This is a genomic window from Erythrobacter sp., assembly GCF_039988855.1.
Classification (GTDB): domain Bacteria; phylum Pseudomonadota; class Alphaproteobacteria; order Sphingomonadales; family Sphingomonadaceae; genus Erythrobacter.
Window position 1 is genome coordinate 120,639 of sequence record NZ_JBDXIY010000016.1, and the last position, 21,230, is coordinate 141,868.

Annotated in this window: 18 protein-coding genes; 10 read left to right on the forward strand and 8 right to left on the reverse strand. The window is 56.0% G+C overall.

Translation table 11 applies throughout. The annotated features are described in order from the left end of the window. Nucleotides 1-20 precede the first annotated feature (20 nt). Nucleotides 21-626, reverse strand: coding sequence for a DUF4126 domain-containing protein (locus ABJ205_RS08260; protein WP_348159922.1), 606 nt, complete (start codon nucleotides 624-626; stop codon nucleotides 21-23). An 81-nt stretch (nucleotides 627-707) separates the two neighbouring features. Here ABJ205_RS08260 and ABJ205_RS08265 point away from each other — a divergent pair, with 81 nt between their 5' ends. Further along, a complete protein-coding gene (locus tag ABJ205_RS08265) occupies nucleotides 708-1,724 on the forward strand; it encodes a DUF1176 domain-containing protein (protein ID WP_348159924.1) in 1,017 nt (338 codons plus the stop codon). Nucleotides 1,725-1,823: 99 nt separating this feature from the next. Here ABJ205_RS08265 and ABJ205_RS08270 read toward each other — a convergent pair whose 3' ends face one another. The 4 genes from ABJ205_RS08270 to ABJ205_RS08285 form a co-directional block, all read right to left on the reverse strand. Continuing rightward, nucleotides 1,824-3,005 (reverse strand): acetyl-CoA C-acyltransferase, encoded by a 1,182-nt coding sequence (locus ABJ205_RS08270; protein WP_348159926.1) that lies wholly within the window; start codon nucleotides 3,003-3,005, stop codon nucleotides 1,824-1,826. 109 nt (nucleotides 3,006-3,114) lie between these two features. Beyond that, nucleotides 3,115-3,564: a MaoC family dehydratase gene (locus ABJ205_RS08275; protein ID WP_348159927.1), complete on the reverse strand. Its 450-nt coding sequence runs from the start codon at nucleotides 3,562-3,564 to the stop codon at nucleotides 3,115-3,117. Between the two features lie 144 nt (nucleotides 3,565-3,708). Continuing rightward, the gene (locus ABJ205_RS08280; protein WP_348159929.1) at nucleotides 3,709-5,118 is read right to left on the reverse strand and encodes a putative O-glycosylation ligase, exosortase A system-associated; all 1,410 of its coding nucleotides are present in this window, start codon (nucleotides 5,116-5,118) and stop codon (nucleotides 3,709-3,711) included. After that, nucleotides 5,115-5,318: a hypothetical protein gene (locus ABJ205_RS08285; RefSeq protein ID WP_348159930.1), complete on the reverse strand. Its 204-nt coding sequence runs from the start codon at nucleotides 5,316-5,318 to the stop codon at nucleotides 5,115-5,117. Before ABJ205_RS08285 ends, ABJ205_RS08280 begins: the two co-directional genes overlap by 4 nt. A gap of 67 nt (nucleotides 5,319-5,385) precedes the next feature. On the opposite strand from ABJ205_RS08285, the gene ABJ205_RS08290 reads away from it, so the two are divergent. The 6 genes from ABJ205_RS08290 to ABJ205_RS08315 all read left to right on the forward strand — a co-directional run bounded on the left by ABJ205_RS08290 (nucleotide 5,386) and on the right by ABJ205_RS08315 (nucleotide 16,617). Then, the gene (locus ABJ205_RS08290; protein WP_348159932.1) at nucleotides 5,386-6,651 is read left to right on the forward strand and encodes a TIGR04063 family PEP-CTERM/XrtA system glycosyltransferase; all 1,266 of its coding nucleotides are present in this window, start codon (nucleotides 5,386-5,388) and stop codon (nucleotides 6,649-6,651) included. Nucleotides 6,652-6,809: 158 nt separating this feature from the next. Continuing rightward, nucleotides 6,810-7,958 carry a hypothetical protein gene (locus tag ABJ205_RS08295; protein WP_348159934.1) on the forward strand — a complete coding sequence of 383 codons (1,149 nt, stop codon included), beginning with the start codon at nucleotides 6,810-6,812 and terminating at the stop codon, nucleotides 7,956-7,958. Nucleotides 7,959-8,201: 243 nt separating this feature from the next. Further along, complete coding sequence (gene gltB, locus ABJ205_RS08300; protein WP_348159937.1) at nucleotides 8,202-12,842, forward strand: glutamate synthase large subunit; 4,641 nt, start codon at nucleotides 8,202-8,204, stop codon at nucleotides 12,840-12,842. Nucleotides 12,843-12,853: 11 nt separating this feature from the next. Further along, on the forward strand, nucleotides 12,854-14,305 hold the full coding sequence (locus tag ABJ205_RS08305) for a glutamate synthase subunit beta (RefSeq protein WP_348159938.1): 1,452 nt from the start codon (nucleotides 12,854-12,856) through the stop codon (nucleotides 14,303-14,305). A 234-nt stretch (nucleotides 14,306-14,539) separates the two neighbouring features. After that, a complete protein-coding gene (locus ABJ205_RS08310) occupies nucleotides 14,540-15,781 on the forward strand; it encodes a carbohydrate porin (RefSeq protein WP_348510044.1) in 1,242 nt (413 codons plus the stop codon). Between the two features lie 125 nt (nucleotides 15,782-15,906). Beyond that, complete coding sequence (locus ABJ205_RS08315) at nucleotides 15,907-16,617, forward strand: hypothetical protein (RefSeq protein ID WP_348159942.1); 711 nt, start codon at nucleotides 15,907-15,909, stop codon at nucleotides 16,615-16,617. 165 nt (nucleotides 16,618-16,782) lie between these two features. Here ABJ205_RS08315 and ABJ205_RS08320 read toward each other — a convergent pair whose 3' ends face one another. Both ABJ205_RS08320 and ung read right to left on the reverse strand, forming a co-directional pair. After that, on the reverse strand, nucleotides 16,783-17,112 hold the full coding sequence (locus ABJ205_RS08320; RefSeq protein WP_348159944.1) for a TraR/DksA C4-type zinc finger protein: 330 nt from the start codon (nucleotides 17,110-17,112) through the stop codon (nucleotides 16,783-16,785). Then, a complete protein-coding gene (ung, locus tag ABJ205_RS08325; protein ID WP_348159946.1) occupies nucleotides 17,109-17,795 on the reverse strand; it encodes a uracil-DNA glycosylase in 687 nt (228 codons plus the stop codon). Before ung ends, ABJ205_RS08320 begins: the two co-directional genes overlap by 4 nt. A gap of 102 nt (nucleotides 17,796-17,897) precedes the next feature. Here ung and ABJ205_RS08330 point away from each other — a divergent pair, with 102 nt between their 5' ends. Genes ABJ205_RS08330 through ABJ205_RS08340 form a run of 3 tightly spaced genes read left to right on the forward strand, consistent with a single transcriptional unit; the run spans nucleotide 17,898 to nucleotide 19,771 of the window. Continuing rightward, nucleotides 17,898-18,533: a ribonuclease D gene (locus ABJ205_RS08330; RefSeq protein WP_348159947.1), complete on the forward strand. Its 636-nt coding sequence runs from the start codon at nucleotides 17,898-17,900 to the stop codon at nucleotides 18,531-18,533. A 12-nt stretch (nucleotides 18,534-18,545) separates the two neighbouring features. Then, on the forward strand, nucleotides 18,546-19,211 hold the full coding sequence (gene lptC, locus ABJ205_RS08335; RefSeq protein WP_348159949.1) for an LPS export ABC transporter periplasmic protein LptC: 666 nt from the start codon (nucleotides 18,546-18,548) through the stop codon (nucleotides 19,209-19,211). Further along, nucleotides 19,211-19,771: an LptA/OstA family protein gene (locus tag ABJ205_RS08340; protein WP_348159951.1), complete on the forward strand. Its 561-nt coding sequence runs from the start codon at nucleotides 19,211-19,213 to the stop codon at nucleotides 19,769-19,771. The genes lptC and ABJ205_RS08340 overlap by 1 nt, the downstream gene beginning before the upstream one ends. Here the strand turns inward: ABJ205_RS08340 and ABJ205_RS08345 are convergent. After that, nucleotides 19,768-21,171, reverse strand: coding sequence for an exopolysaccharide biosynthesis polyprenyl glycosylphosphotransferase (locus ABJ205_RS08345; RefSeq protein ID WP_348159952.1), 1,404 nt, complete (start codon nucleotides 21,169-21,171; stop codon nucleotides 19,768-19,770). The genes ABJ205_RS08340 and ABJ205_RS08345 overlap by 4 nt on opposite strands. Nucleotides 21,172-21,230 lie beyond the last annotated feature (59 nt).

A 21,230-nucleotide genomic window follows, 5' to 3' on the forward strand; every position in this document is an offset into this window, starting at 1 on the left:
CGGGCCGCCGGTGACGGGAATTAACCCTCGGAGGTTTCCTTAGGCCTGCGGAAGAACAGGCAGCTGATGACCCGCTTTGCCATCCACAAAAGCGCTAAGACCAGCGCGAGCAATACCGCCGCCACGCCTGCAGCGGCGTAAGGGTATTCATAGGCAAACCACAAAAGCCCCACGGTGGCGACATCCTCTGCCGTTGATACGGCGATATTGCTGACGGGTTCAGGTGAGGTGTTCACCACGGCGCGCGCGCTGGCCTTGCCGCCGTGTGCTAGAAAGCTTGCCCCGCCGCCAAGCAGGAATGCGATCACTTGGGTCGCGGGGTCGGAAGGATCGACAATCGCCAGCGCCAGCAACGCTCCGCCAACCGGCCGCACCAGCGTGTGGATGGCGTCCCAAGCGCTGTCGAGCCACATGACTTTGTCGGCGAAAAACTCAGCCAAAGCGCCAATGGCCGCAATGCCCATCACCCATGGGTTTTCGAGCACGCCAAGGCTCGCCAAATGCTCTGGCACAGGTAGCGCCTCCATTCGCATGGCAAGGCCAGTTGCAAAGATGCAGAGATAGAGCCGCCAACCTGAAAGCAGGCTGACGCTCCCTGCAATGCCGATGATTTCAATGATCCCCATCCCAAGAGTTTGCGTCAGTTGGGGCCGCTATGCAATGTCTGTTCATGATCGATGGGGCACAGAGCGATTCAGGAGGGCTTTATGAGTTTCACCGCATTTCTTGCTGCGAGCGCTGCAATCGCGGTCGACATCCCCCAACCCGAACAGTTTGGCGATTGGGCAATCAGCTGCGACAATGGTCGTTATTGCGCCGCGCAAGCCGCTTTTGAGGATTCGTATGACGGCAAAGCATGGGTGATAAGCATCGGACGCGATGGCAAACCTCAAGCTGCTCCCTCGCTATATCTTAGCCCTGCCTTCTACAGTCCCGAAGCATCAACCCGGATCAAGATAGATGGGCGCATCAGCCGTTTTGGCATCGATAAAAATGGCAGCTTAATTGGCGACCCGGTGCAGTTTTTGGATGCACTAGCAAAGGCACAAAAAGCTGAAATCATCGGTGAGGACGGCACGGTAGTCGGCGGGCTGGCCGTGAGCGGGGCAAGTGCAGCCTTGCGCTGGATGGATGACCGGCAAATGCGTGTAGGAACCGTTTCAGCAATCGTTGCGCGAGGGTCAAAACCAGCAAGCGCTGTTCCCCCTCTGCCATCTTTGCCCAAGATCAATACACCCGAGCAATCAGCTGCCCCGCCGCGCATCATCGACAATGCTCAGATTGCAACAATCAAGGCGCAAGCCAATTGCTCTAAAGCCTATCACGAAGACGAATTTTTCCGCTTGGACAATGCGCATACGCTCGGACTGATCGCGTGCGGGACAGGTGCGTATCAGGGCTTCTCTGTCGCGATATTGATACAGGAAAATGGTGCATGGTCGCCGGCCCCGATCGAGCAAGCAAGACCTCTTTGGGAAGGCGCCAAGACTTGGTCTGCCGCTACGATCACAACAGCCCACTACACGCCCCAATCTCATCTGCTGAACACCTTTGTTAAAGGGCGCGGATTGGGTGATTACGGATTGAGCGCTTCTTGGGTTTGGGATGGCGAGATTTTCAGGCTCGCGAACTATTCAGCTCTCGATAGAGGCAGAGGCGGACCGCCGGGGGATTGGCTACCGCAATGGCAAACCAAAAACGCACCGCGTTTTCCCGCGCAATAGGATGCAGCTGTGTTAATTGGCTCAGGTCAATACAGACAAAAAGGGCGGCGCAGGATTGTCTCCCACGCCGCCCTTTGAATGGCTGAATTGACGTTTGGCTTAGAAGATCTCGAAGAGACCCGCTGCGCCCATGCCGCCGCCGACACACATGGTGACAACAGCGTATTTCGCGCCGCGGCGCTTGCCTTCGATCAACGCGTGGCCGGTGCAACGTGCGCCTGTCATGCCGTATGGGTGACCGATTGAAATCGAGCCGCCATTGACGTTGAGGATGTCGTTGTCGATGCCAAGACGGTCACGGCAGTAAAGAACCTGTACAGCGAACGCTTCGTTCAACTCCCAAAGACCGATATCGTCCATGGTAAGGCCGTGCGCTTTAAGGAGCTTTGGAATAGCGAAAACGGGACCAATGCCCATTTCGTCAGGCTCGGTGCCTGCAACCGCCATGCCGACATAACGGCCAAGCGGCTCAAGGCCCTTTTGCTCCGCAACCTTGGCTTCCATCAGAACGCTTGCCGAAGAACCATCGGAAAGCTGTGATGCGTTACCAGCGGTGATGGTCATGTTTGGACCCATTACCGGCTGAAGACCTTGGAGACCCTCGATAGTCGTCGTCGGGCGGTTGCCTTCATCCTTGCTGAAAGTGTGCTCAACTTGGCTGACTTCGCCAGTTGCTTTGTCTTTCACCATCATTGTGGTGGTGACAGGCACGATTTCCGCGTCGAAATGGCCAGCTTCTTGGCCAGCGGCGGTGCGCATTTGCGATTGCAGAGCGTATTCGTCCATCGCTTCGCGGCTGACATTGTAGCGGGCTGCCACGGTTTCAGCAGTACCAAGCATTGGCATGTAGACGTCTTTGTGCATCGCGATCAGCGAGGGATCAGGAGCTACGCGCATCTCAGGGGTTTGCACCATTGAAATCGAGTCCTGACCGCCGCCAACGACAACATCCATATTGTCGACGATGATCTGTTTGGCTGCCGTTGCGATAGCCATAAGACCTGATGAACACTGACGGTCGATGGTTTGCGCCGCAACCGATGTTGGCGCGCCGCCGCGAAGGGCAACTTGGCGGCCGATATTGCCAGCTTGCGTCCCTTGGTTGAGGACAGCGCCCCAGACAACATCGTCGACTTCGCCGCCTTCGATGCCAGCGCGCTCTACGGCTGCTGCATAAGAGAATGAGCCAAGCGTTGCGCCCGGAGTTGCGTTAAAGCCGCCTTTGTATGCGCGCCCGATTGGCGTGCGAGCGGTGGAGACGATGACTGCGTCACGTGACATATTGGGGGTGTCCTTTCAAACAGGGTTGCTTGTCCCTCATAGGATCGAAGGAGGAGCGAAGAGGAAAATGGGCGCGAGAAACTCTACGCGCCCTGAAAACGTTGCCGGATCAAACGAAAAGCTGGGTGATCCACTCACAGATCAGGGCAGGCTTTTCTTCGCCTTCGATCTCGATGGTAATCTCACAGGTTTGCTGCCATTGACCAGGACGCTTCTCGTTCATTTCGAGCAGCTTCCAATGGCCTCGAATGCGCTTTCCAACGCGGACAGGTGAGATAAAGCGAGTTTTATTGCCGCCATAGTTCACGCCCATTTTCACGCCATCAATCTTTGGCGTGTCTGAGTTTGCGCCAAGATATGGGAGCATCGACAAGGTCATATAGCCATGCACGATGGTGCCGCCGAACGGGGTCATCTTGGCTTTTTCTTCGTCAATATGAATGAACTGATGGTCGCCGGTCGCATCAGCGAACATGTTGACCTTTTCCTGAGTCATTTCGACCCATTCGGATGTGCCGATGTTTTCGCCGACTTTGGCGGCCAGATCTTGTGGTGACATGAGGCTACTCCCTTCCCTTAAACGGCCCACGTCGCGTGGGTCCGCACGGTTTACGTTTACGTTAAGTTGGGAGCATCTTTGGCAGGCGCAAGGCCTAAACGCAACGATAAAGCGAGAGGCCGTGGGCTCGCCGCACCCATGCCGTTACGGCAATGCTAGCTCTGGGTCAGATTTGCGGCCATTGCTTCGGCGATTGGCATCCCTGTTCGGACGCCGCGAGACCTGATCCGTGACCAAAGCGCGCTTTGCCGAATCAAGCCTCGTGATATACGAATACAGCCCGATTTGCAGACCTACGATCATCAACATCACAGGTTGATATCCAATCCCTTGGAAGGTCGCACCGACAAGGTAGATGAGACTTGCAATCTGAAGGGCGGCGGCAAGCGGGGAAATCCATGCCTCGCTTTCATCCGTTTTGCCTTTCCACCGCCTGTAGGTCTTCTCCATCTGAAGGACGCCAAGCCCGTGCAAAAGCAGCCATAGGATAAGGCCGGGATAGCCTTGCTCGCCTAGCAATTCGAAGAAGGACGAGTGGAAAGCGCGCCCTTCATCGGTCACTTCGCGGTATTGCGTGGTGGTCGTGTTGCCGCTCTGCTCACGCACAGGGATGGTGTAGGTAAAAGAGTTGGATCGGTAGCTATCGAACCCGCCACCAAGCGGATTGTCGGCAGCGTAATCAATCGTCCAAGCCCAGACCTGCATCCTTGTAGAGGCGCTTTCGTCTCCTCCCGGCTGCGCAATAGTGGCCATGCGGTCGTAATAGCTTTGGGGTAAGAATGGCAAAGCTATCAATCCCAACACTGGCGCCGCAGCAATGAACATCAGGCGTTTCTCAGTGTAGCGCAGCAGGAAAACACCAAGCGCCGCGATACACACGAGGCCGGTGCGCGCCTCGGTGCCGATGGGGATCATCAGGCAAGCAAAACACAAGGCGGCAGCAAAACCTGTCACCGTCCAATGCGGTTTGATGATCGTTCCGAAGCGGGTGAACCACATGATCACCGGGATAAGGCCAATGGCGACCGTTGCGAGCGTCGAGCTTTCGTAAATCCCGCTATTGTCTTTGACGAAAAACTTGAGACTTCCATATCCGCCTCCGCCCAGCACGGTTTTCATGCCGGTTGAGATCACAATCATCCCCACCGTTAACACCAGAGTGAGCGCGAGCGCTTCTATTCGCTGACGGGTTGTGATGGTGAAGGGAAGGAAGATGGCAAAGACCATGGCCTTCCATACCCAATCCCACTTGGTCTGCGCTTCGACCGGGTAGTCGGCAAATTGCAAGGTGATGAAGCACCAAACCAGCAATGCGAGTATCAACCCCTGCCGCAAAGAAAAGCGTGCGCCTTCCTTGCGGTCGAACAAAACCCAGCCGACAAAAGCGGCCCCAAAGGCAATGAGCGAAACCGGTACGCTTTGAATGACGCCATAGCCAATCAACTGCGGCGCAAGAATGTCGATATAGACATAGAGCAGCACCCACAAATACGGACGCTTCAATCCCAGGGCCAAGACAAATCCGATAAAGGCAAGAAAGATGAAATCGATCATTGCGCAGCCGAACCCTTTTCGGGACCGGAAGAACCGCGCTGCCTGCGCCTATTGCCCTTTCCAACGGACCTCTTTGCATCCGCCGCTTCCTTAAGCTCTGTGATCGCAGGATCGATATCTAAGCTGTCACGCATGACCAGCCGCATAAATGCGAGCACAAGAAGGCAATGGCCCAAAGCAAGAGCGAAATAGTCGATCATTTTCTCTCGCGCTTTACGGCAATGCGGTTGACGCGGCGTTAAGCACAATCGGTTTATATCGCTGCGCATGACACGGATTCTGCACGTTCTAGACCATTCGCTTCCGCTCCATAGCGGCTACACCTTCCGCACGCGCGCAATTTTGAAGGCGCAGGAAGCGGCGGGGCTTGAGGTGCGCGGCATCACGTCGCAGCGGCACAATAACGAAGCGGATTGGACCGAAATGCAGGAGACCTTTGATGGCCTTACGTTTCACCGAACTCAAGGCACACCCAAGGGTCCGATAGGCATTTCTGAGTTTCGCGAGATGACGGCGCTGATGGACGCGATCCTTGAGCTTGCCAAAGAATGGCGCCCTGATGTGATCCATGCCCATTCGCCGGCGCTTTGTGGCGGCGGCGCGATGCGAGCCGCGCGCAAGCTGGGCGTGCCGTTCGTCTATGAAATCCGCGCTTTTTGGGAAGACGCAGCGGTCGGTAATTTGACGGGTAGCGAAGGGTCCATGAAGTACCGCCTTACCCGCACGCTTGAAACCCAAATTGCCTCAAGCGCGGACACAATATTTACAATTTGCAATGGTTTGCGGGATGATTTGATTGCGCGCGGTATTTCGGGCGGCAAAATTGGCGTCATGCCCAATGGCGTGGACCTCACCTTGTTTGGTGAACCTGTACCACGCGACGAAGCATTGGCGAGCGAGTTGAGCCTATCGCCGGATACGCCAGTGGTCGGCTACATCGGAAGTTTCTACGATTATGAAGGCGTCGATGATTTGATCGCGTCGATGCCTCTTCTGCGCGAAACCCACCCTCAAGCCCGACTTCTGCTCGTTGGGGCCGGCAATATGGACAAAGAGTGGCAGGCAGCAGCGTCAGCCCTACCAGAGCCAGAGGCCGTGATTTTCGCAGGCCGCGTGCCGCACGATCAGGTTGAACGTTACTATTCATTGATCGATGTTCTGGCCTACCCGCGCAAAGCCTCGCGCCTCACCAATCTTGTGACGCCGCTAAAACCGCTCGAAGCCATGGCGCAGCAGCGCTTGGTTGCTGCCTCAAATGTGGGCGGTCACCGCGAATTGATAACGCACGGCGAAACCGGCTTTTTGTTTGATCCTGATAGTCCGGCGGCGTGCGCAGATGCCTTGGGTGAATTGTTCGAACGGCGCGATGAATGGGACACTTTGCGCGAAAACGGCCTTAAGCACGTGCAGGCACGGCATAATTGGCATTCAAATGCGCGGCGTTATCTCGATGTTTACCATATCCTTTTAGCGCAAAGCTTGGACGCGAGCACACTGCAGGTGGTGGGCCGCGATCAGGGGTTACAGGCCTAAGGCGCGATCATAAGCGCCAATGGGCCCAAAAAAGGCAAATGAGCGCAATGCAATCGAGTAAGCATATCGGTAAAATTGTCAGGCAACACGCGGACGCCGTGAAGCATGGCAAGTCTACGTCGCGCAAACAAAAAAGCAGCGGCAACAAATCTTCACTCATGTCTATTCCCAAGCACCGCGCCTTTGTGCCGATGGTGACAATCTGGGGAGGTTTGCTTCTCGCTCTGATGACGGCAGTGATGCCCGACCAACCGATCGCGCGGGTTTCATCGCTTACAGGGGTTTACCTTCCTTTGCTTCTCACGCGTATTATTCTTTCAGTAGGGATTGGCCTTGCCGGCGCATTGCTTGGCTATATCGTCGCCAGCGCGCTTTCGAACCGGGCAAAGATGATGGGCGGCGATGGCATTCTTGTGTCGGCATTCAAGTCGCGTGAGCTTCAGCCGATTAACCCAGCCTATGACCTGGGCAGCGACAGTCTTGATGCGCCGCTTGATACCCCTAGCTCCCGCAATGAGGCGGAGCCGGCCGAATTTGCTGAAATGGACGACGCATCCGGCGAGCTCGAGACTTCAAGTGAGGGTGATGGCGTGCAAACGCCGCTTCTCGGAGAACTGGCAAAGCGCGGTTATGAAATGGAGCCGCCCGAAGGTTTTGATGGGGATGATGGAAAGCACAAGAACGGTGAGTGGGCCTTTACTCGCAAGCATTTCAAGGAAGCTTTGATCGAATCATGCGAGGGCGCGACTTGCGAAGCGGCAAACGGCGCTGAAACCGCTTCCCAACCAAGCGTATCCCAAGCCCAATCATTCCAAGCACACGCGAAAAAGCCTCGCGTCCTTGATCTTGATGAATTTGCCTCGCTACCAAGACGAAATGGTGTGTGGGTTGAAGACCAGTCCGAAGCCAGCACGTCTGAAGGTGATCTGCCCCAAAATGCAGTTCAAGCAACGCCCGAACCATCGCCTGCACCTGAGCAAATCACTGCAAACGATGAAAATTTGCCGGAAAATGCCCTCGACAAACTGCGTCAGAAACCTCCTGAAAACCTCAGTCTTGTCGAAATGGTCGAACGTTTTGCAGGCGCATTGCATGACCACCAAACACAGGCACGTGCGCGTGTCGCCGACAATGACATCGCACGCGAGGCCGCATTGGCAGAGGCGCTAAAAGCGCTTGCGCTGTTTACCGAGCATGGCTTCAATCAAGGCGCTCCGACAAAACCCAACGACAACGTCCTTGGCCGGACGGAAGAGGAGTTGCGCAGCGCTTTGGCACACTTGCAAGACCTTCGCGGAGCGGCATAATCGGGCGATTCTGACTAAGATCGCGCGTTTACTGCAAGGCACCTTGCCTAAAGAAACCAAAATTTGACCCGTGGTGAAATAAAATTTCACTCTTCGCGGTTGCAATATGGATAATCCATCTGCAATAGGGTTTGAAACAGATGCTGCGCGCTAAGGCGTGCAGATCTGATTGACCTCGCCACCGCCGCGCGCACTATGCGCACAACGCCCGAGCGGTGGCATCTGACAGATTGGAACCTCGCCATGGGATACCCAGATTCCCAGGGTCTCTACGACCCGATCAATGAACATGACGCCTGCGGAGTAGGCATGGTCGCCCATATCAAGGGCGAGAAAAGTCATGCCATTATTGAGCAAGCGCTTCAGATTCTGGAGCGGATCGACCACCGCGGCGCGGTCGGCGCAGATCCATTGCTGGGTGATGGTGCGGGGCTGCTTATGCAGATCCCGGATCCGATTATGCGCAATTGGGCTGGCGAGCACGGCGTAAACCTGCCGCAGGCGGGCGAATACGGCGTTGCCATGTGCTTTATGCCGCAAAACGAGGCTGCGCGCGCCTTTGTGACCGAACAGTTTGAGAAGTTTACTGCAAAAGAGGGTCAGGTCCTCCTCGGTTGGCGCGATGTGCCGGTAACGATGGATGGGCTTGGTAAAGCGGTTATCGACTCGATGCCCGTAATCCAGCAAGCCATCATCGCCAAAGGCGAGAATTGCGAAGATCAGGACGCGTTTGAACGTAAGCTTCTGGTGATCCGCAAGCAGGTGCAAAACCCGCTCGCCAAGCTTCAGGAAAAGCACGATCTACCGGGTCTCACCGACCTTTATGTGCCGAGCTTTTCAAGCCGCACCATCGTTTACAAAGGGCTTTTGCTGTGTGAGCAGGTGCGCAGTTTCTACGACGATTTGCGCGACCCTGATTGTGTCTCGGCTCTGGGCCTTGTGCACCAGCGTTTTTCCACCAACACATTCCCAAGCTGGCGTTTGGCGCACCCCTTCCGCCTGATTGCCCACAATGGTGAAATCAACACCAATCGCGGCAATGTGAACTGGATGAACGCCCGCCGCCGCACGATGGAAAGTGACCTTTTAGGGCCGGACCTTGATAAGATGTGGCCGATTATCCCGCACGGGCAATCGGACACGGCGTGCCTTGATAACGCGTTGGAATTGCTGTTGGCTGGCGGATATAGCCTTGCCCATGCCATGATGATGCTGATCCCTGAAGCGTGGGGCGGCAATGACCAGATGGACCCAGAGCGCCGTGCGTTTTACGAGTATCACGCAGCATTGATGGAACCATGGGATGGCCCGGCAGCTGTGTGCTTTACCGATGGCCGTCAAATCGGCGCGACGCTTGACCGCAATGGCCTTCGCCCGGCGCGCTTCTGCGTCACCAAAGACGATATTGTGTGCTTGGCTTCCGAAAGCGGCGTTTTGCCGTTTGCCGAAGAAGACATCACGCGCAAATGGCGTTTGCAGCCGGGTAAAATGCTCCTCATCAACCTTGAAGAAGGCCGCATTATTGAGGATGCAGAGCTTAAAGCCGACCTTGCTGAGGCCAAGCCTTACAAGAAATGGCTTGAGCAAGCGCAGTATAAGCTTGCCGATATCAGCGAGATTGAGCCGGAGCTGTCTGAGGTTCTGATCTCTGAAACGACGCTCCTCCAGCGCCAGCAAGCCTTTGGTTACACGCAGGAAGACATCACCAAATTCTTAGAGCCAATGGCGACCAAGGGCGATGACCCTATCGGTTCGATGGGCACTGATACGCCGATTGCAGTGCTCTCAAACAAAGCGCGTCTGCTCTACGATTATTTCAAGCAGAACTTTGCGCAGGTGACCAACCCGCCGATTGATCCGATCCGCGAAGAGCTCGTGATGAGCCTTCTTTCCATGATCGGCCCGCGTCCCAATCTGCTGGGTCATGATGCAGGCACGCACAAGCGGCTTGAGGTGGAGCAACCCATCCTCACCAATGATGATCTGGCCAAAATCCGCTCGGTCGAAGCGGTCTTGGATGGGGCATTCCGCTGCGAAACCATTGATATGACGTGGGATGCCAGCGCCGGGGCCGAAGGCCTTGAGATGGCGATCAAGGAAATGTGCTGGGCCGCGACCGAAGCGGTGTTGCAGGACCAGAACATCCTTGTGATTTCTGACCGCGCGCAAAGCGAGGACCGTGTGCCCATGCCCGCGCTTTTGGCAACAGCAGCGGTGCACCACCACCTCGTGCGGCAAGGCCTGCGGATGCAAACCGGCCTTGTGGTTGAGACAGGCGAAGCGCGCGAAGTGCACCACTTCTGCGTGCTCGCTGGCTATGGTGCAGAGGCGATCAACCCTTATGTAGCGTTCGAAACGCTCGAAGACATCCGCGCGAAAAGGCACTCTGACCTGACCGCCGACGAGGTTCAAAAGAACTACATCAAGGCGGTCGGCAAAGGCATTCGCAAGGTCATGTCTAAAATGGGCATCTCGACCTATCAGAGCTATTGCGGCGCGCAGATCTTTGACGCTGTGGGTCTGTCATCTGAGTTTATCGCAAGCTACTTCACCGGCACCGCAACCACCATCGAAGGCGTTGGTTTGGCTGAGGTTGCTGAGGAAAGCATCCGTCGTCATACGGCCGCTTACGGTGATAACCCGATCTATGCTGGCATGCTCGATGTGGGCGGTATCTACCAATACCGTCTGCGCGGCGAAGAGCACGCTTGGACGCCGGAAAACGTCGCGCAATTGCAGCACGCTGTGCGCGGCAATGACCATGCAAATTACGAGGAGTTTGCGCGTAGCGTGAACGAGCAGAGCGAACGCCTGCTCTCCATTCGCGGCCTCATGGAATTCAAGAAGGCCGATAGGCCGCTTGATATCGGCGAAGTTGAACCCGCCGCCGAAATCGTCAAGCGCTTCTCAACCGGCGCGATGAGCTTTGGCTCGATCAGCCACGAAGCACACTCCACCCTCGCGATTGCGATGAACCGCATTGGTGGGCGCTCGAACACGGGCGAAGGCGGCGAAGAACCGTTCCGCTTTGAGCCGATGGAGAACGGCGACACTATGCGCAGCCGCATCAAACAGGTGGCCTCGGGCCGCTTTGGTGTGACAGCGGAATATCTCGCCAATTCCGACGATATTCAGATTAAAATGGCGCAGGGCGCAAAGCCGGGTGAAGGCGGTCAGCTGCCGGGTCACAAGGTCGACAAGCGCATCGGCGCGGTGCGTCACTCAACGCCGGGTGTCGGCCTGATTTCGCCGCCGCCTCATCACGATATCTATTCGATCGAAGACCTCGCGCAGCTGATCCACGATCTCAAAAACGTGCAGCCATCGGCGCGCATTTCCGTGAAACTCGTGTCCGAAGTGGGGGTGGGCACGGTGGCCGCTGGCGTGTCCAAATCAAAAGCCGATCACCTGACGATTTCAGGCTATGATGGCGGGACCGGCGCATCGCCGCTGACCTCGCTAACGCACGCAGGGTCCCCATGGGAAATCGGCCTTGCCGAAACCCAGCAAACGCTGCTTCTCAACGATCTGCGCTCACGCATTGCAGTCCAAGTTGATGGCGGGCTTCGCACAGGCCGCGATGTGGCTATCGGCGCGCTGCTTGGCGCGGATGAGTTTGGTTTTGCGACCGCTCCTCTGATCGCTGCGGGGTGTATTATGATGAGGAAATGCCACCTCAACACCTGCCCTGTGGGCGTCGCGACACAGGACCCTGTGCTTCGCAAACGCTTCACCGGACAGCCAGAGTATGTGGTCAACTACATGTTCTTCGTTGCCGAAGAGCTGCGCCAAATCATGGCCGAATTGGGCTTTCGCACGGTCGAGGAAATGGTGGGCCGGGTCGACCGTCTCGACATGACCCGCATGCACCGCCACTGGAAAGCGCAAGGCATCAATCTTGATCGCCTATTGTTTGCTCCAGAATTGGAAGAAGGCGCGCCCCTCAACCACACCGAGACGCAGGACCACGGTCTCGATGCTGCGCTCGACAATCACTTCATCAAAGACGCAAGCGAGGCGATCGCGAACAAGACGCCGGTGGAGCTCAATTATGAGATCCGCAACGTCAACCGTACCGCTGGCACCATGCTGTCTGGCACCATCGCCAAGAGCCATGGGCACCAAGGCCTTCCGGTTGATACCGTCCGTATCAATCTGACGGGAGTAGCGGGCCAAAGCTTTGGCGCTTGGCTCGCCCACGGTGTCACGCTTGATCTGGTTGGCGATGCCAATGACTATGTGGGCAAGGGCATCTCTGGAGGCCGCATTATCGTGCGTCCGCCTGAGGGATCACAGCGCGTCGCGAATGAGAACATCATTGTCGGCAACACCGTACTTTACGGTGCGATTTCGGGCGAGGCATATTTCTCAGGCGTCGGCGGAGAACGCTTTGCAGTTCGCAACTCTGGCGCGATTGCCGTTGTCGAGGGCACGGGCGATCACACCTGCGAATATATGACCGGCGGCGTTGTCGTTGTGCTTGGCAAAACGGGCCGCAACTTTGCAGCAGGCATGAGCGGCGGTGTCGCTTATGTTTATGACGAAGACGGCAATTTCTCCGATCTCGTCAACCACGCGCAGGTTGAGCTGGAGCCCATCTCTGGCGAAACGGATGAGAACGAGGGAATGGGCCGTCCAAGCCAACGCACCCTTTCCGTCAACGACCTTGGCATGGGCGATATGCTGCGTCACGATGCAGAGCGCCTGCGTATCTTGGTTGAACGTCATCAGCTCCATACCGGCAGCAAGGTCGCCTCAGACCTGCTCGCCGATTGGAACAAAGCACTGACCAAATTCGTGAAAGTCATGCCAACCGATTACAAACGCGCCCTTGAGGCAATCGAGGCAGAGCGCCTTGAAGCAGCAAGCGTGGCAGCGGAATAGGAATACCAACCATGGGTAAAGACACAGGCTTCCTCGAACTCGACCGCCGCGAACGTGATTATATCGAGCCTGAAAAGCGGCTTAAAAACTACCGCGAATTTGTGGTTCAGCCATCCGATGAGACGCTAAGTTCACAGGCTTCGCGCTGCATGGACTGCGGGATTCCCTATTGTCACAACGGGTGTCCGGTGAACAATATGATCCCGGACTGGAACCATCTCGTTTATGAAAACGACTGGAAGAATGCACTCGATGTGCTGCATTCAACTAACAATTTCCCGGAATTTACGGGCCGCGTTTGCCCCGCGCCTTGTGAAGCGTCTTGCACGCTCAACATTGTTGATCAGCCCGTGACGATCAAATCCATCGAATGCGCGATTGTCGATCGCGGATGGAAAGAAGGATGGGTCACACCGCAAGTTCCCGAAAAGAAGACCGGAAAATCGGTCGCCGTCGTGGGCTCTGGCCCTGCCGGAATGGCAGCAGCCCAGCAATTGGCGCGCGCTGGCCACTCGGTCACTTTGTTTGAAAAGAACGACCGCATTGGCGGGCTTCTTCGCTACGGCATTCCAGACTTTAAGATGGAAAAGCACCTCATCAACCGACGCTGCGTCCAGATGGAAGCGGAAGGGGTGACGTTCAAAACCAGCAAGGAAGTGGGCGTTGATGTCTCCTTCCAATCTTTGCAGGAAAATTACGACGCGGTTGTCTTGTCAGGCGGCGCGGAGAACGCACGTCAGCTGCAAATTCCGGGCGCTGAACTCAACGGTGTTCGTTTGGCGATGGAATTCCTGACACAGCAGAACAAGCGCAACGCAGGCGACGACGAATCGCGCGCCGCACCGCGCGGAACGCTCAAAGCAACCGGCAAGCATGTCGTTGTGATTGGTGGCGGTGACACGGGCTCTGACTGTGTGGGTACATCCAACCGCCAAGGCGCAGCATCCGTTACTCAGCTTGAGATTATGCCCAAGCCTCCTGAAAAGGAAGACAAGGCGATGACATGGCCGAACTGGCCATTGAAACTGCGCACTTCGTCTAGCCACGAAGAAGGCGTCGAGCGTGATTGGGCGGTTCTCACCAAACGTGTTGTGGGCGATGGCGAGAAAGTCACCGGCCTTGAATGTGCACGCGTTGAATGGGTTAAGGACGATAACGGCCGCCACCAAATGCGCGAGATTGTGGGGAGCGAATTCACGATCCCAGCCGATCTGATCTTCCTTGCGATGGGCTTTGTTGGCCCTATCAAAGCGGGCCTCCTAGACCAATCAGGCGTAGAGCTTTCCGATCGCGGCAATGTTGCAGCGAACGAAGAAGACTACGCCACCAGCGTCCCTAATGTCTTTGCTTGTGGCGATATGCGCCGGGGGCAAAGTCTTGTGGTCTGGGCAATCCGCGAAGGGCGCCAATGCGCGCGCGCCGTGGATGAAGCACTGATGGGTGTGTCTGAATTGCCGCGCTGATACCTCTGCACCAAAGGTGGTATTATTGGTACAACTGTAGAATATACCTTATCAGCTCCATAAAATGCTGAACTAGACCCTTGATTTTTACTTTCTTAATCGCCCATCTGTAGTTCCGAGCGGGAAGGCACAATGCAGTGTGCCTCTTTAGAGAGGATCAAAGAGGCAATGTCATCGCGCACTAGCTGCATGTTACCTGTGCGGTTCAAATTCTTGAGTTTGGCCGCGGTAACGATGGTAGCGCCCGCCTGGGCTCAAAACACGCCAGAGAAAGAGGCCAAACCAGCCCTCGCAGCTGAGACAACATTTGCGCCCGCTTTGCCTTCAGGAGCAACTCCAGATACGGCACCGGACATAAGTCAGAGCGCGCCCAAGAACGATCCTCTGGATATCAAAGTCGTTGCCTCCCAATTTGTTGATGCCCCAATCTCGGGTGATGCCCGAACCGTGGTGCGTTATGGCGGCCGCGTTGACGGATATGTGCGCATCAACGGCAGCGCGATCGGCGCCTCCTCCAAACTTACCCTAAACCTTCGTCCGGAACTTCGTTGGGGCGAGGATTCTAACGGCGCCAATGGCCTTATCCCGGGCAACACAGCTCTGTTCCGCGGAGAAGGCAGAGGTCAAGTCGACCTTTCAGCCAGTTTGGAATACAAATGGGACAGCGGTGCTTTGCTGGAACTCGGCAAGCTCAATATCCTCGATGTCACTAAAGTCACCCCGCTTAAGGCGAGCAATGGACATATCGGTTTTCAGAACCTTGGCATCTCTTTGCCCCCAACAGGCATCGCTCCCAACACGGTCACAGGCGCGTTTCTTACTGTGCCCACAAAGAAGGTGATCTACCGCTTGTGGGTCTTTGACGTGGACTCCCAATATCAGCGCAGCGGCCTCGAAGATCCGTTTGATAACGGCGTCGCTTTCCTCGCATCGGCGACGCGCATTGCTAATCTTGGCGGCGAGCCCGGCTATTACACATTCGCGCTTGTTGGTTCGTCCAGAGACGATTTTGCGCGCGACCTTCTACCATCAGCACTCTTCCCACCGCCGCAACCTGTTGGGACATTTGGAGATGAAAGCGGCGAGCTTGCTGTGCAGCTTTCAGGCTATCAATTTATCAAACAGTATCCTGAAGCAAAAGGTAAAGGCTGGGGCGTGATCGCACGTTTTCAAGCGACGATGGGTGATCCATCGTTCCTCGATTATTCGGGGTATTTCGGAATAGCCGGCAACCCGCGCTTTCGCCCACAAGACCGCTTTGGTCTCGCATATTTCCACTATTCGCTGACCAATGAATTGGTCGATGACATAGCGTTTCGTTTGGAGTTGGAAGAAGAGCAGGGCGTGGAAGCATTCTACACCTATCAGATCGATGACTGGCTGGGCGTCACTGCGAATTTGCAAGTGGTCGACAGCACCATTGCCGCGCGCAGCGCCGGCGTGCTCGCTGGCCTGAGGCTGACAACCCAGTTTTAGCGCAAGCGGCAAAGAAACCGTAAGTATCTCGGGTTTCTCAAAGGCGGAAGGCTGCGCCTTTTTTGAAGTTTGTTGTCTCAAGTTTCGCTATTGTAGGTCGGGCCTGCTATTGGTCAGCCATGCGCTTGAGACATCTAACACTCGCCTTGGCGGCAAGCCTTCCTTCAGCCGCGCTTGGACAAGAGGCGTCTTCATCTGGTGAAGAAAGTGCCACTGAAACCACGCAAACCCAAACCGCATCGCAATATGTTGGCCGTTACGACGGCAACAGTTTTGAGACCGCGATGGGCATGATTGTCCGTGAAGACGGCACGTTTGACTGGGGCCTTTCGGTGGGCGGTCTTGATCTGCAGGCAAGGGGTAGGTGGACCGAGGTAAACGGTGCAATACTCTTCAAAAGCGAGCCGAAACCTGTCGCCCCGCAGTTCACTTGGAGCGGTGTGGAGACCACAAATGATGGTCCATTTTTGCGCATTGTGTCGGCTGAGAGCGGTGAGCCTTTTCGGTATGCCGATGTGCGAGGCCTGTGCGCCAATGGCGAAGTCATTTATGGAACTGCAAACACGGGTGAGTGGTCTCCCGATGAAGCCTGCGACAAGCCCGAGACGATCGAACTTTACCTAAGCAGTTATCAAGTTCTCTCGGGGCCTTTTGAACTGCGGGGGGAACGCGCAGTAGGCGAAGGTCAAACCGGGGTCTTTGATTTTCATCGCAACGACCTGGGCGTTGCCGATTTCGACGGGGTGATGGGCTGGTTAGAAGACGGCAAATTGCGCGTTGAGAGCAGCCTTGGCGCAATGACCTTACGCAAACTCCCGCCGCCCAAACCTGAATAGCCCTTTGCTTTGAGCGCCCCGGCTCTTGCACCTTTGACGGCGGCGCTTCGACCTCCTCTGACGCGGCCCGCGAGCTCGTTGAGGACAATCGCTGACCCTCAATCGCCATCCCCTCGCTAAGCGCGCGCTCATCGCTGCCCAGCTCTTCAACGACCAATTCAAAGGCTATTGCGCTGCGCATTTTATACAAGTTGGAATGCTGGGATCATGGCGCAAACGCGCCTCGGCAATCTCTTCGCCGCAGCCCATGCAAAAGCCCCATTCGCCTTCGTCAACTCGCGCCAACGCAGCCTTGATCCGCACAGCTTCGGCGGCTCTGCGCCGCTCGGTTGCCTGTGCCATCGCCTGCTGCTGGAGGGCATCCATCCGGCTGAGACGGCCAACGCTGTCTTGTTGCAGCTCGACCGTATCGCGCGCATCCGCATTGGCCGCATCTTCCCTTGCCAACGCCTCTTGGCGGGCAAGTAATGCGGCTCGGGCTTCGTCTTCAGTCATAAGGACCAATCTATAGAACCGCGGCCCATACTCTCCAAAAAGGCATTCGCTTGACTGAAAGGTTTGGATCCAAAAAAGCCGCGATAGGAAGAAAGTGGTGACGGGTGTGGTGAGTTGATCACGAGATGATGCGCGGCTTTGCCAAGCCCTTTGACCCGTCCCGCTTTTTTCGCCGCGTGGCTGCCCCACAGGATAAAGACGCATGGAGCGCCCCCTTCAACAACCGCTTGAACACAGGCATCGGTAATCGCATCCCATCCGCGTCCCGCATGGCTGTCCGCTTGGCCTGCTTCCACGGTCAAAGTGTTGTTGAGGAGCAGCACGCCTTGCTTTGCCCACGGCATTAAATTCCCAGTTAACGGACGCGCGATGCCAAGGTCATCCTCAAGCTCCTTGAAGATATTGACGAGGCTAGGCGGCTGTTTAACTCCGTCTTGCACTGAAAAGCTAAGGCCGTGCGCTTGCCCTGGTCCGTGATAGGGATCCTGTCCAAGGATCACCACGCGCACTTCTTGCAATGGCGTTGCTTCCAAAGCTGCCAAACGGGTTCCGCGGGGAGGATAGATGACCTTGCCGGCCTTTTCCTCGGCACTGAGCCAACCGCCAAGCTTTCGGGCCTCCGGGGCCGATAGCATCGGTTCGAGCGCCTTGCGCCAACTGTCTGGGATTTGATCGCTTGCCATAAGCGAGAAGCTACACAAAGGAGGCGTTCAGAGGCGAGAGAGAGCTTACGATCTATCCCCCTCTTTCCCTCAGCCCCAATGTGGCGTAGTGGCCGCAACTATATGACAGTACATTTTCATGAAGAAGACCTGCCAGACGGCGTCCTTGAAGGCACAAGCGATCTAGCGGTCGATACAGAGACCATGGGTCTGATCACGCACCGTGACCGGCTTTGCGTGGTACAGATCTCGGACGGATCAGGTGATGAGCACCTTGTGCGCTTTTCACCCGGAAGCGATTATGAGGCTCCCAATCTAACCCGCATTCTCGCCGATACTAATAGGGTGAAGCTCTATCACTTTGGCCGTTTCGATCTCGCTGCGATCCAATATTATCTGGGTGTAACCGCTGGCCCTGTTTTTTGCACTAAGATCGCAAGCAAGCTGGTGCGCACCTATACTGACCGGCATGGGCTCAAGAATCTCACCGAGGAACTCCTTAGTGAGAGCATTTCCAAACAGCAGCAATCCTCTGATTGGGGCGGGCCTGTATTGAACGACGCACAGCGCGACTATGCGGCCTCCGATGTGCGTTTCTTGCACCGCTTGCGCGACGAACTTGTGGTGCGATTGGAACGCGAAGGCCGAATGGAAATTGCGCAAAGCTGTTTTGATTTCCTCCCCACGCGCGCTGCGCTCGACATCGCGGGCTGGGATGGTCGTGACATATTCAGCCACAATGAAGGTTTCACCAAGTAAGCTTGGCATGCCATGGTCATAAAACGCCGCATCGAAACCCAGCGCGCACAAGCGCTACGAAGCAAAAGGCAAGACTTTGCGACGCCGGGTGGCAGTCACGATAAGCTTGTCGGATTTCTTGCGCGCGCTTTGCCGATGGGCGTTGGCGTGTTGGCGGCATTGATGATTATCACGCCTTTGTCCCCGCGCGGCGAGATCAGCTTTCTGCTTGATCGAACGAAAGTGTCCGTGATTGAAGAACGCTTGAGCGTCGACAATGCCATGTACCGGGGGCGCGACGATTCCGGCAGACCATTCTCCATCACCGCAGGCGAGGCGGTTCAACGCTCGAGCGCCGAGGGCAAGGTCCGGATGCAGGATCTGCTGGCACAGCTTCTTTTGGAAGACGGTCCGGCACGCCTTTCGGCAGCAGGCGGCGTCTATGACATCAACAGCGAGATGGTGGATGTGGATGGCACAATGCGCGTGCTCACCGCGGATGGCTATGCGATACAGGCAACTGGAGTGCAATTTGATCTTGAGACCCGCACAATGAGCGGTTCAGACGGTGTCGAGGGCGCGGTGCCCGCTGGCACTTTTTCTGCAAATACAATGCGCGGCAATTTGGACGCGCGAACAATCTCGCTTGATGGGAATGCAAGGCTCACTATGGTGCCGGGCGAATTAAGGGTACCGTGATGGAACGCAAGATTTCTGCAAAAATGGGTAAGATTGCTTTGGGCTGGGCCGCTGGAGGTCTTGTCCTAGGCACGGTTATGGCAGGCGGTATGACACTGCATGCGCAAGGGCTTGCGTCACACAACACCAGCGCTCCGGTCTCTTTTGACGCTGGCAGCATCGACTTTGACGACCGCGCCAACCGCGTTGTTTTAAGCGGCGGGGTCATCGTTAATCAGGCAGGTCTTAGGGTACGTTCAAACCGTATGCTCGCCACTTATACCGACGACGGGTCGCTCGATGTTCAGCGCATTACCGCAAACGGCGGCGTTGTCGTGACACGCGGCAATGAACGCGCGTCGGGCGATGTGGCGGTTTACGACTTCAACAAACGCATCATCACCATGGCAGGCAATGTCTCGCTTAGCCGCGGCGGAGATACTCTGAGCGGAGGCCGTTTGGTGATTGATCTGGCCAGCGGTCTTTCGACGGTTGACGGACGCGCGGCCGGTGGCAGGACCTCTGGCGAAGAAGGCTCAGAAGGCCGGGTAACCGGCACCTTTAGCGTACCACAAAATTAGTACGCATTATCGTGGCTTAGGACCAAGGCGGTCTTGAACACGATCTCGATATCACGCCTGAGCGACCAGCCTGAGATATATTCCAGGTCCGACTGAAGGCGATCAGTCAGATCACTTTCTTTCTCAGTTGCGCCCCTGTGGCCGCGTACTTGCGCAAGACCGGTCAGGCCCGGCTTTAGGCAATGCCTGCGCCAATATTGCGCATCGACTTCCCAGAAGAACTTGTTGTTCGCGCGGCTGCCCAAAGCGTGCGGTCGCGGACCCACAATCGACATATCGCCTTTGAGCACATTGATAAGCTGCGGAAGTTCATCGATGCTCGTCTTGCGAATGAAAGCACCGATCTTTGTGACACGATCGTCTTCGCGGCCCGTAGAACGCGCACCTTCAGCATCATTCTTATCCACCTTCATAGAGCGGAACTTGAACATGTTGAAGAAGGTGTTGCCCCGACCCATACGGCGTTGAACGAAGAAAACCGGGCCGCCATCTTCAAGCTTGATAAGCACAGCAACCAAGATCAACAGCGGTGACAAGACAAGCAATGCGCCGCCCACAATCGCAGTGTCGAACAAGCGTTTTGAAATACGCGAACGCAGTTTCAGAGGGCCGTTGGAGACCACCAAAGTCGTTCGATCTTGGGTTTCATAATGCTGCACACCAAGAGCGCCCAATTCGTGCGCAGGTTGGCTGACGATCTCACCATGCACACCTGCAGATTTCAGCAGGAACGCCCATTGCGCACGTCGTTCGCGCGGGCAGCTGACCACAACCTTGTCTTGGTTTTGCAACAACTTGCCCAGCCGGTCAAACATAAAAGGATCGTGACTTGTCGGATCAAGCGCATAGTCTGATGCCGAAATCGTAAGGCCCTTTGCGACCGCAAAGCTCGGCCCGCCGTCATCGATAACCAATTGATTGGTTGTCCGGCCCGCCCAGAATTTGTCGATCACCATCAACAACACACGGCGGAAGGAAACAATCGCAAGCGCCGACAAAATGAGGCCAAGAGTCACAGAAACCCTCGAAAACTCTGCGTTCGACTTGGTGTAGAACGCAAGGAAGTTGACCAGAGCGGTCGAAACAAGAAGCGCGGTGAGCGCGCGCTTGACTGCGAAGACCCAATCACCAAGCGCCTGTCCGCCATAGCTTCCATTGTAGAGAGCAATGGTAAAAAAGACCGGGAGCATGGTCTGCGCCGCAATCATATTATTCGGAAGCCACCAGACGCCGTGGTAAATCAAGCTCGCCGTCGCAAACGCCAAGTGCAAAAGGACCGCATCCACCAGCATCATCACCGCAAACGTACGCAAACGGCGCTTTTCCAGCGATGGTGCGATTGGTCTCGCCAGTTTTTCCGATTGCGCCGCATCAAGCAGCACACTGGTCTGTTCGTTCATGTTCTAAAGTTTGCCCCTGCAAACACCCTTAACGTTGCTTTATTAACAAGCCCTAGCGG

What these genes read in the sequence shown, in the direction of transcription:
- ABJ205_RS08260 (WP_348159922.1), bottom strand. Translation starts at nt 626, where the DNA reads ATGGGGATCATTGAAATCATCGGCATTGCAGGGAGCGTCAGCCTGCTT.
- ABJ205_RS08265 (WP_348159924.1), top strand. Translation starts at nt 708, where the DNA reads ATGAGTTTCACCGCATTTCTTGCTGCGAGCGCTGCAATCGCGGTCGAC.
- ABJ205_RS08270 (WP_348159926.1), bottom strand. Translation starts at nt 3,005, where the DNA reads ATGTCACGTGACGCAGTCATCGTCTCCACCGCTCGCACGCCAATCGGG.
- ABJ205_RS08275 (WP_348159927.1), bottom strand. Translation starts at nt 3,564, where the DNA reads ATGTCACCACAAGATCTGGCCGCCAAAGTCGGCGAAAACATCGGCACA.
- ABJ205_RS08280 (WP_348159929.1), bottom strand. Translation starts at nt 5,118, where the DNA reads ATGATCGATTTCATCTTTCTTGCCTTTATCGGATTTGTCTTGGCCCTG.
- ABJ205_RS08285 (WP_348159930.1), bottom strand. Translation starts at nt 5,318, where the DNA reads ATGATCGACTATTTCGCTCTTGCTTTGGGCCATTGCCTTCTTGTGCTC.
- ABJ205_RS08290 (WP_348159932.1), top strand. Translation starts at nt 5,386, where the DNA reads ATGACACGGATTCTGCACGTTCTAGACCATTCGCTTCCGCTCCATAGC.
- ABJ205_RS08295 (WP_348159934.1), top strand. Translation starts at nt 6,810, where the DNA reads ATGTCTATTCCCAAGCACCGCGCCTTTGTGCCGATGGTGACAATCTGG.
- gltB (WP_348159937.1), top strand. Translation starts at nt 8,202, where the DNA reads ATGGGATACCCAGATTCCCAGGGTCTCTACGACCCGATCAATGAACAT.
- ABJ205_RS08305 (WP_348159938.1), top strand. Translation starts at nt 12,854, where the DNA reads ATGGGTAAAGACACAGGCTTCCTCGAACTCGACCGCCGCGAACGTGAT.
- ABJ205_RS08310 (WP_348510044.1), top strand. Translation starts at nt 14,540, where the DNA reads ATGGTAGCGCCCGCCTGGGCTCAAAACACGCCAGAGAAAGAGGCCAAA.
- ABJ205_RS08320 (WP_348159944.1), bottom strand. Translation starts at nt 17,112, where the DNA reads ATGACTGAAGACGAAGCCCGAGCCGCATTACTTGCCCGCCAAGAGGCG.
- ung (WP_348159946.1), bottom strand. Translation starts at nt 17,795, where the DNA reads ATGGCAAGCGATCAAATCCCAGACAGTTGGCGCAAGGCGCTCGAACCG.
- ABJ205_RS08330 (WP_348159947.1), top strand. Translation starts at nt 17,898, where the DNA reads ATGACAGTACATTTTCATGAAGAAGACCTGCCAGACGGCGTCCTTGAA.
- lptC (WP_348159949.1), top strand. Translation starts at nt 18,546, where the DNA reads ATGGTCATAAAACGCCGCATCGAAACCCAGCGCGCACAAGCGCTACGA.
- ABJ205_RS08340 (WP_348159951.1), top strand. Translation starts at nt 19,211, where the DNA reads ATGGAACGCAAGATTTCTGCAAAAATGGGTAAGATTGCTTTGGGCTGG.
- ABJ205_RS08345 (WP_348159952.1), bottom strand. Translation starts at nt 21,171, where the DNA reads ATGAACGAACAGACCAGTGTGCTGCTTGATGCGGCGCAATCGGAAAAA.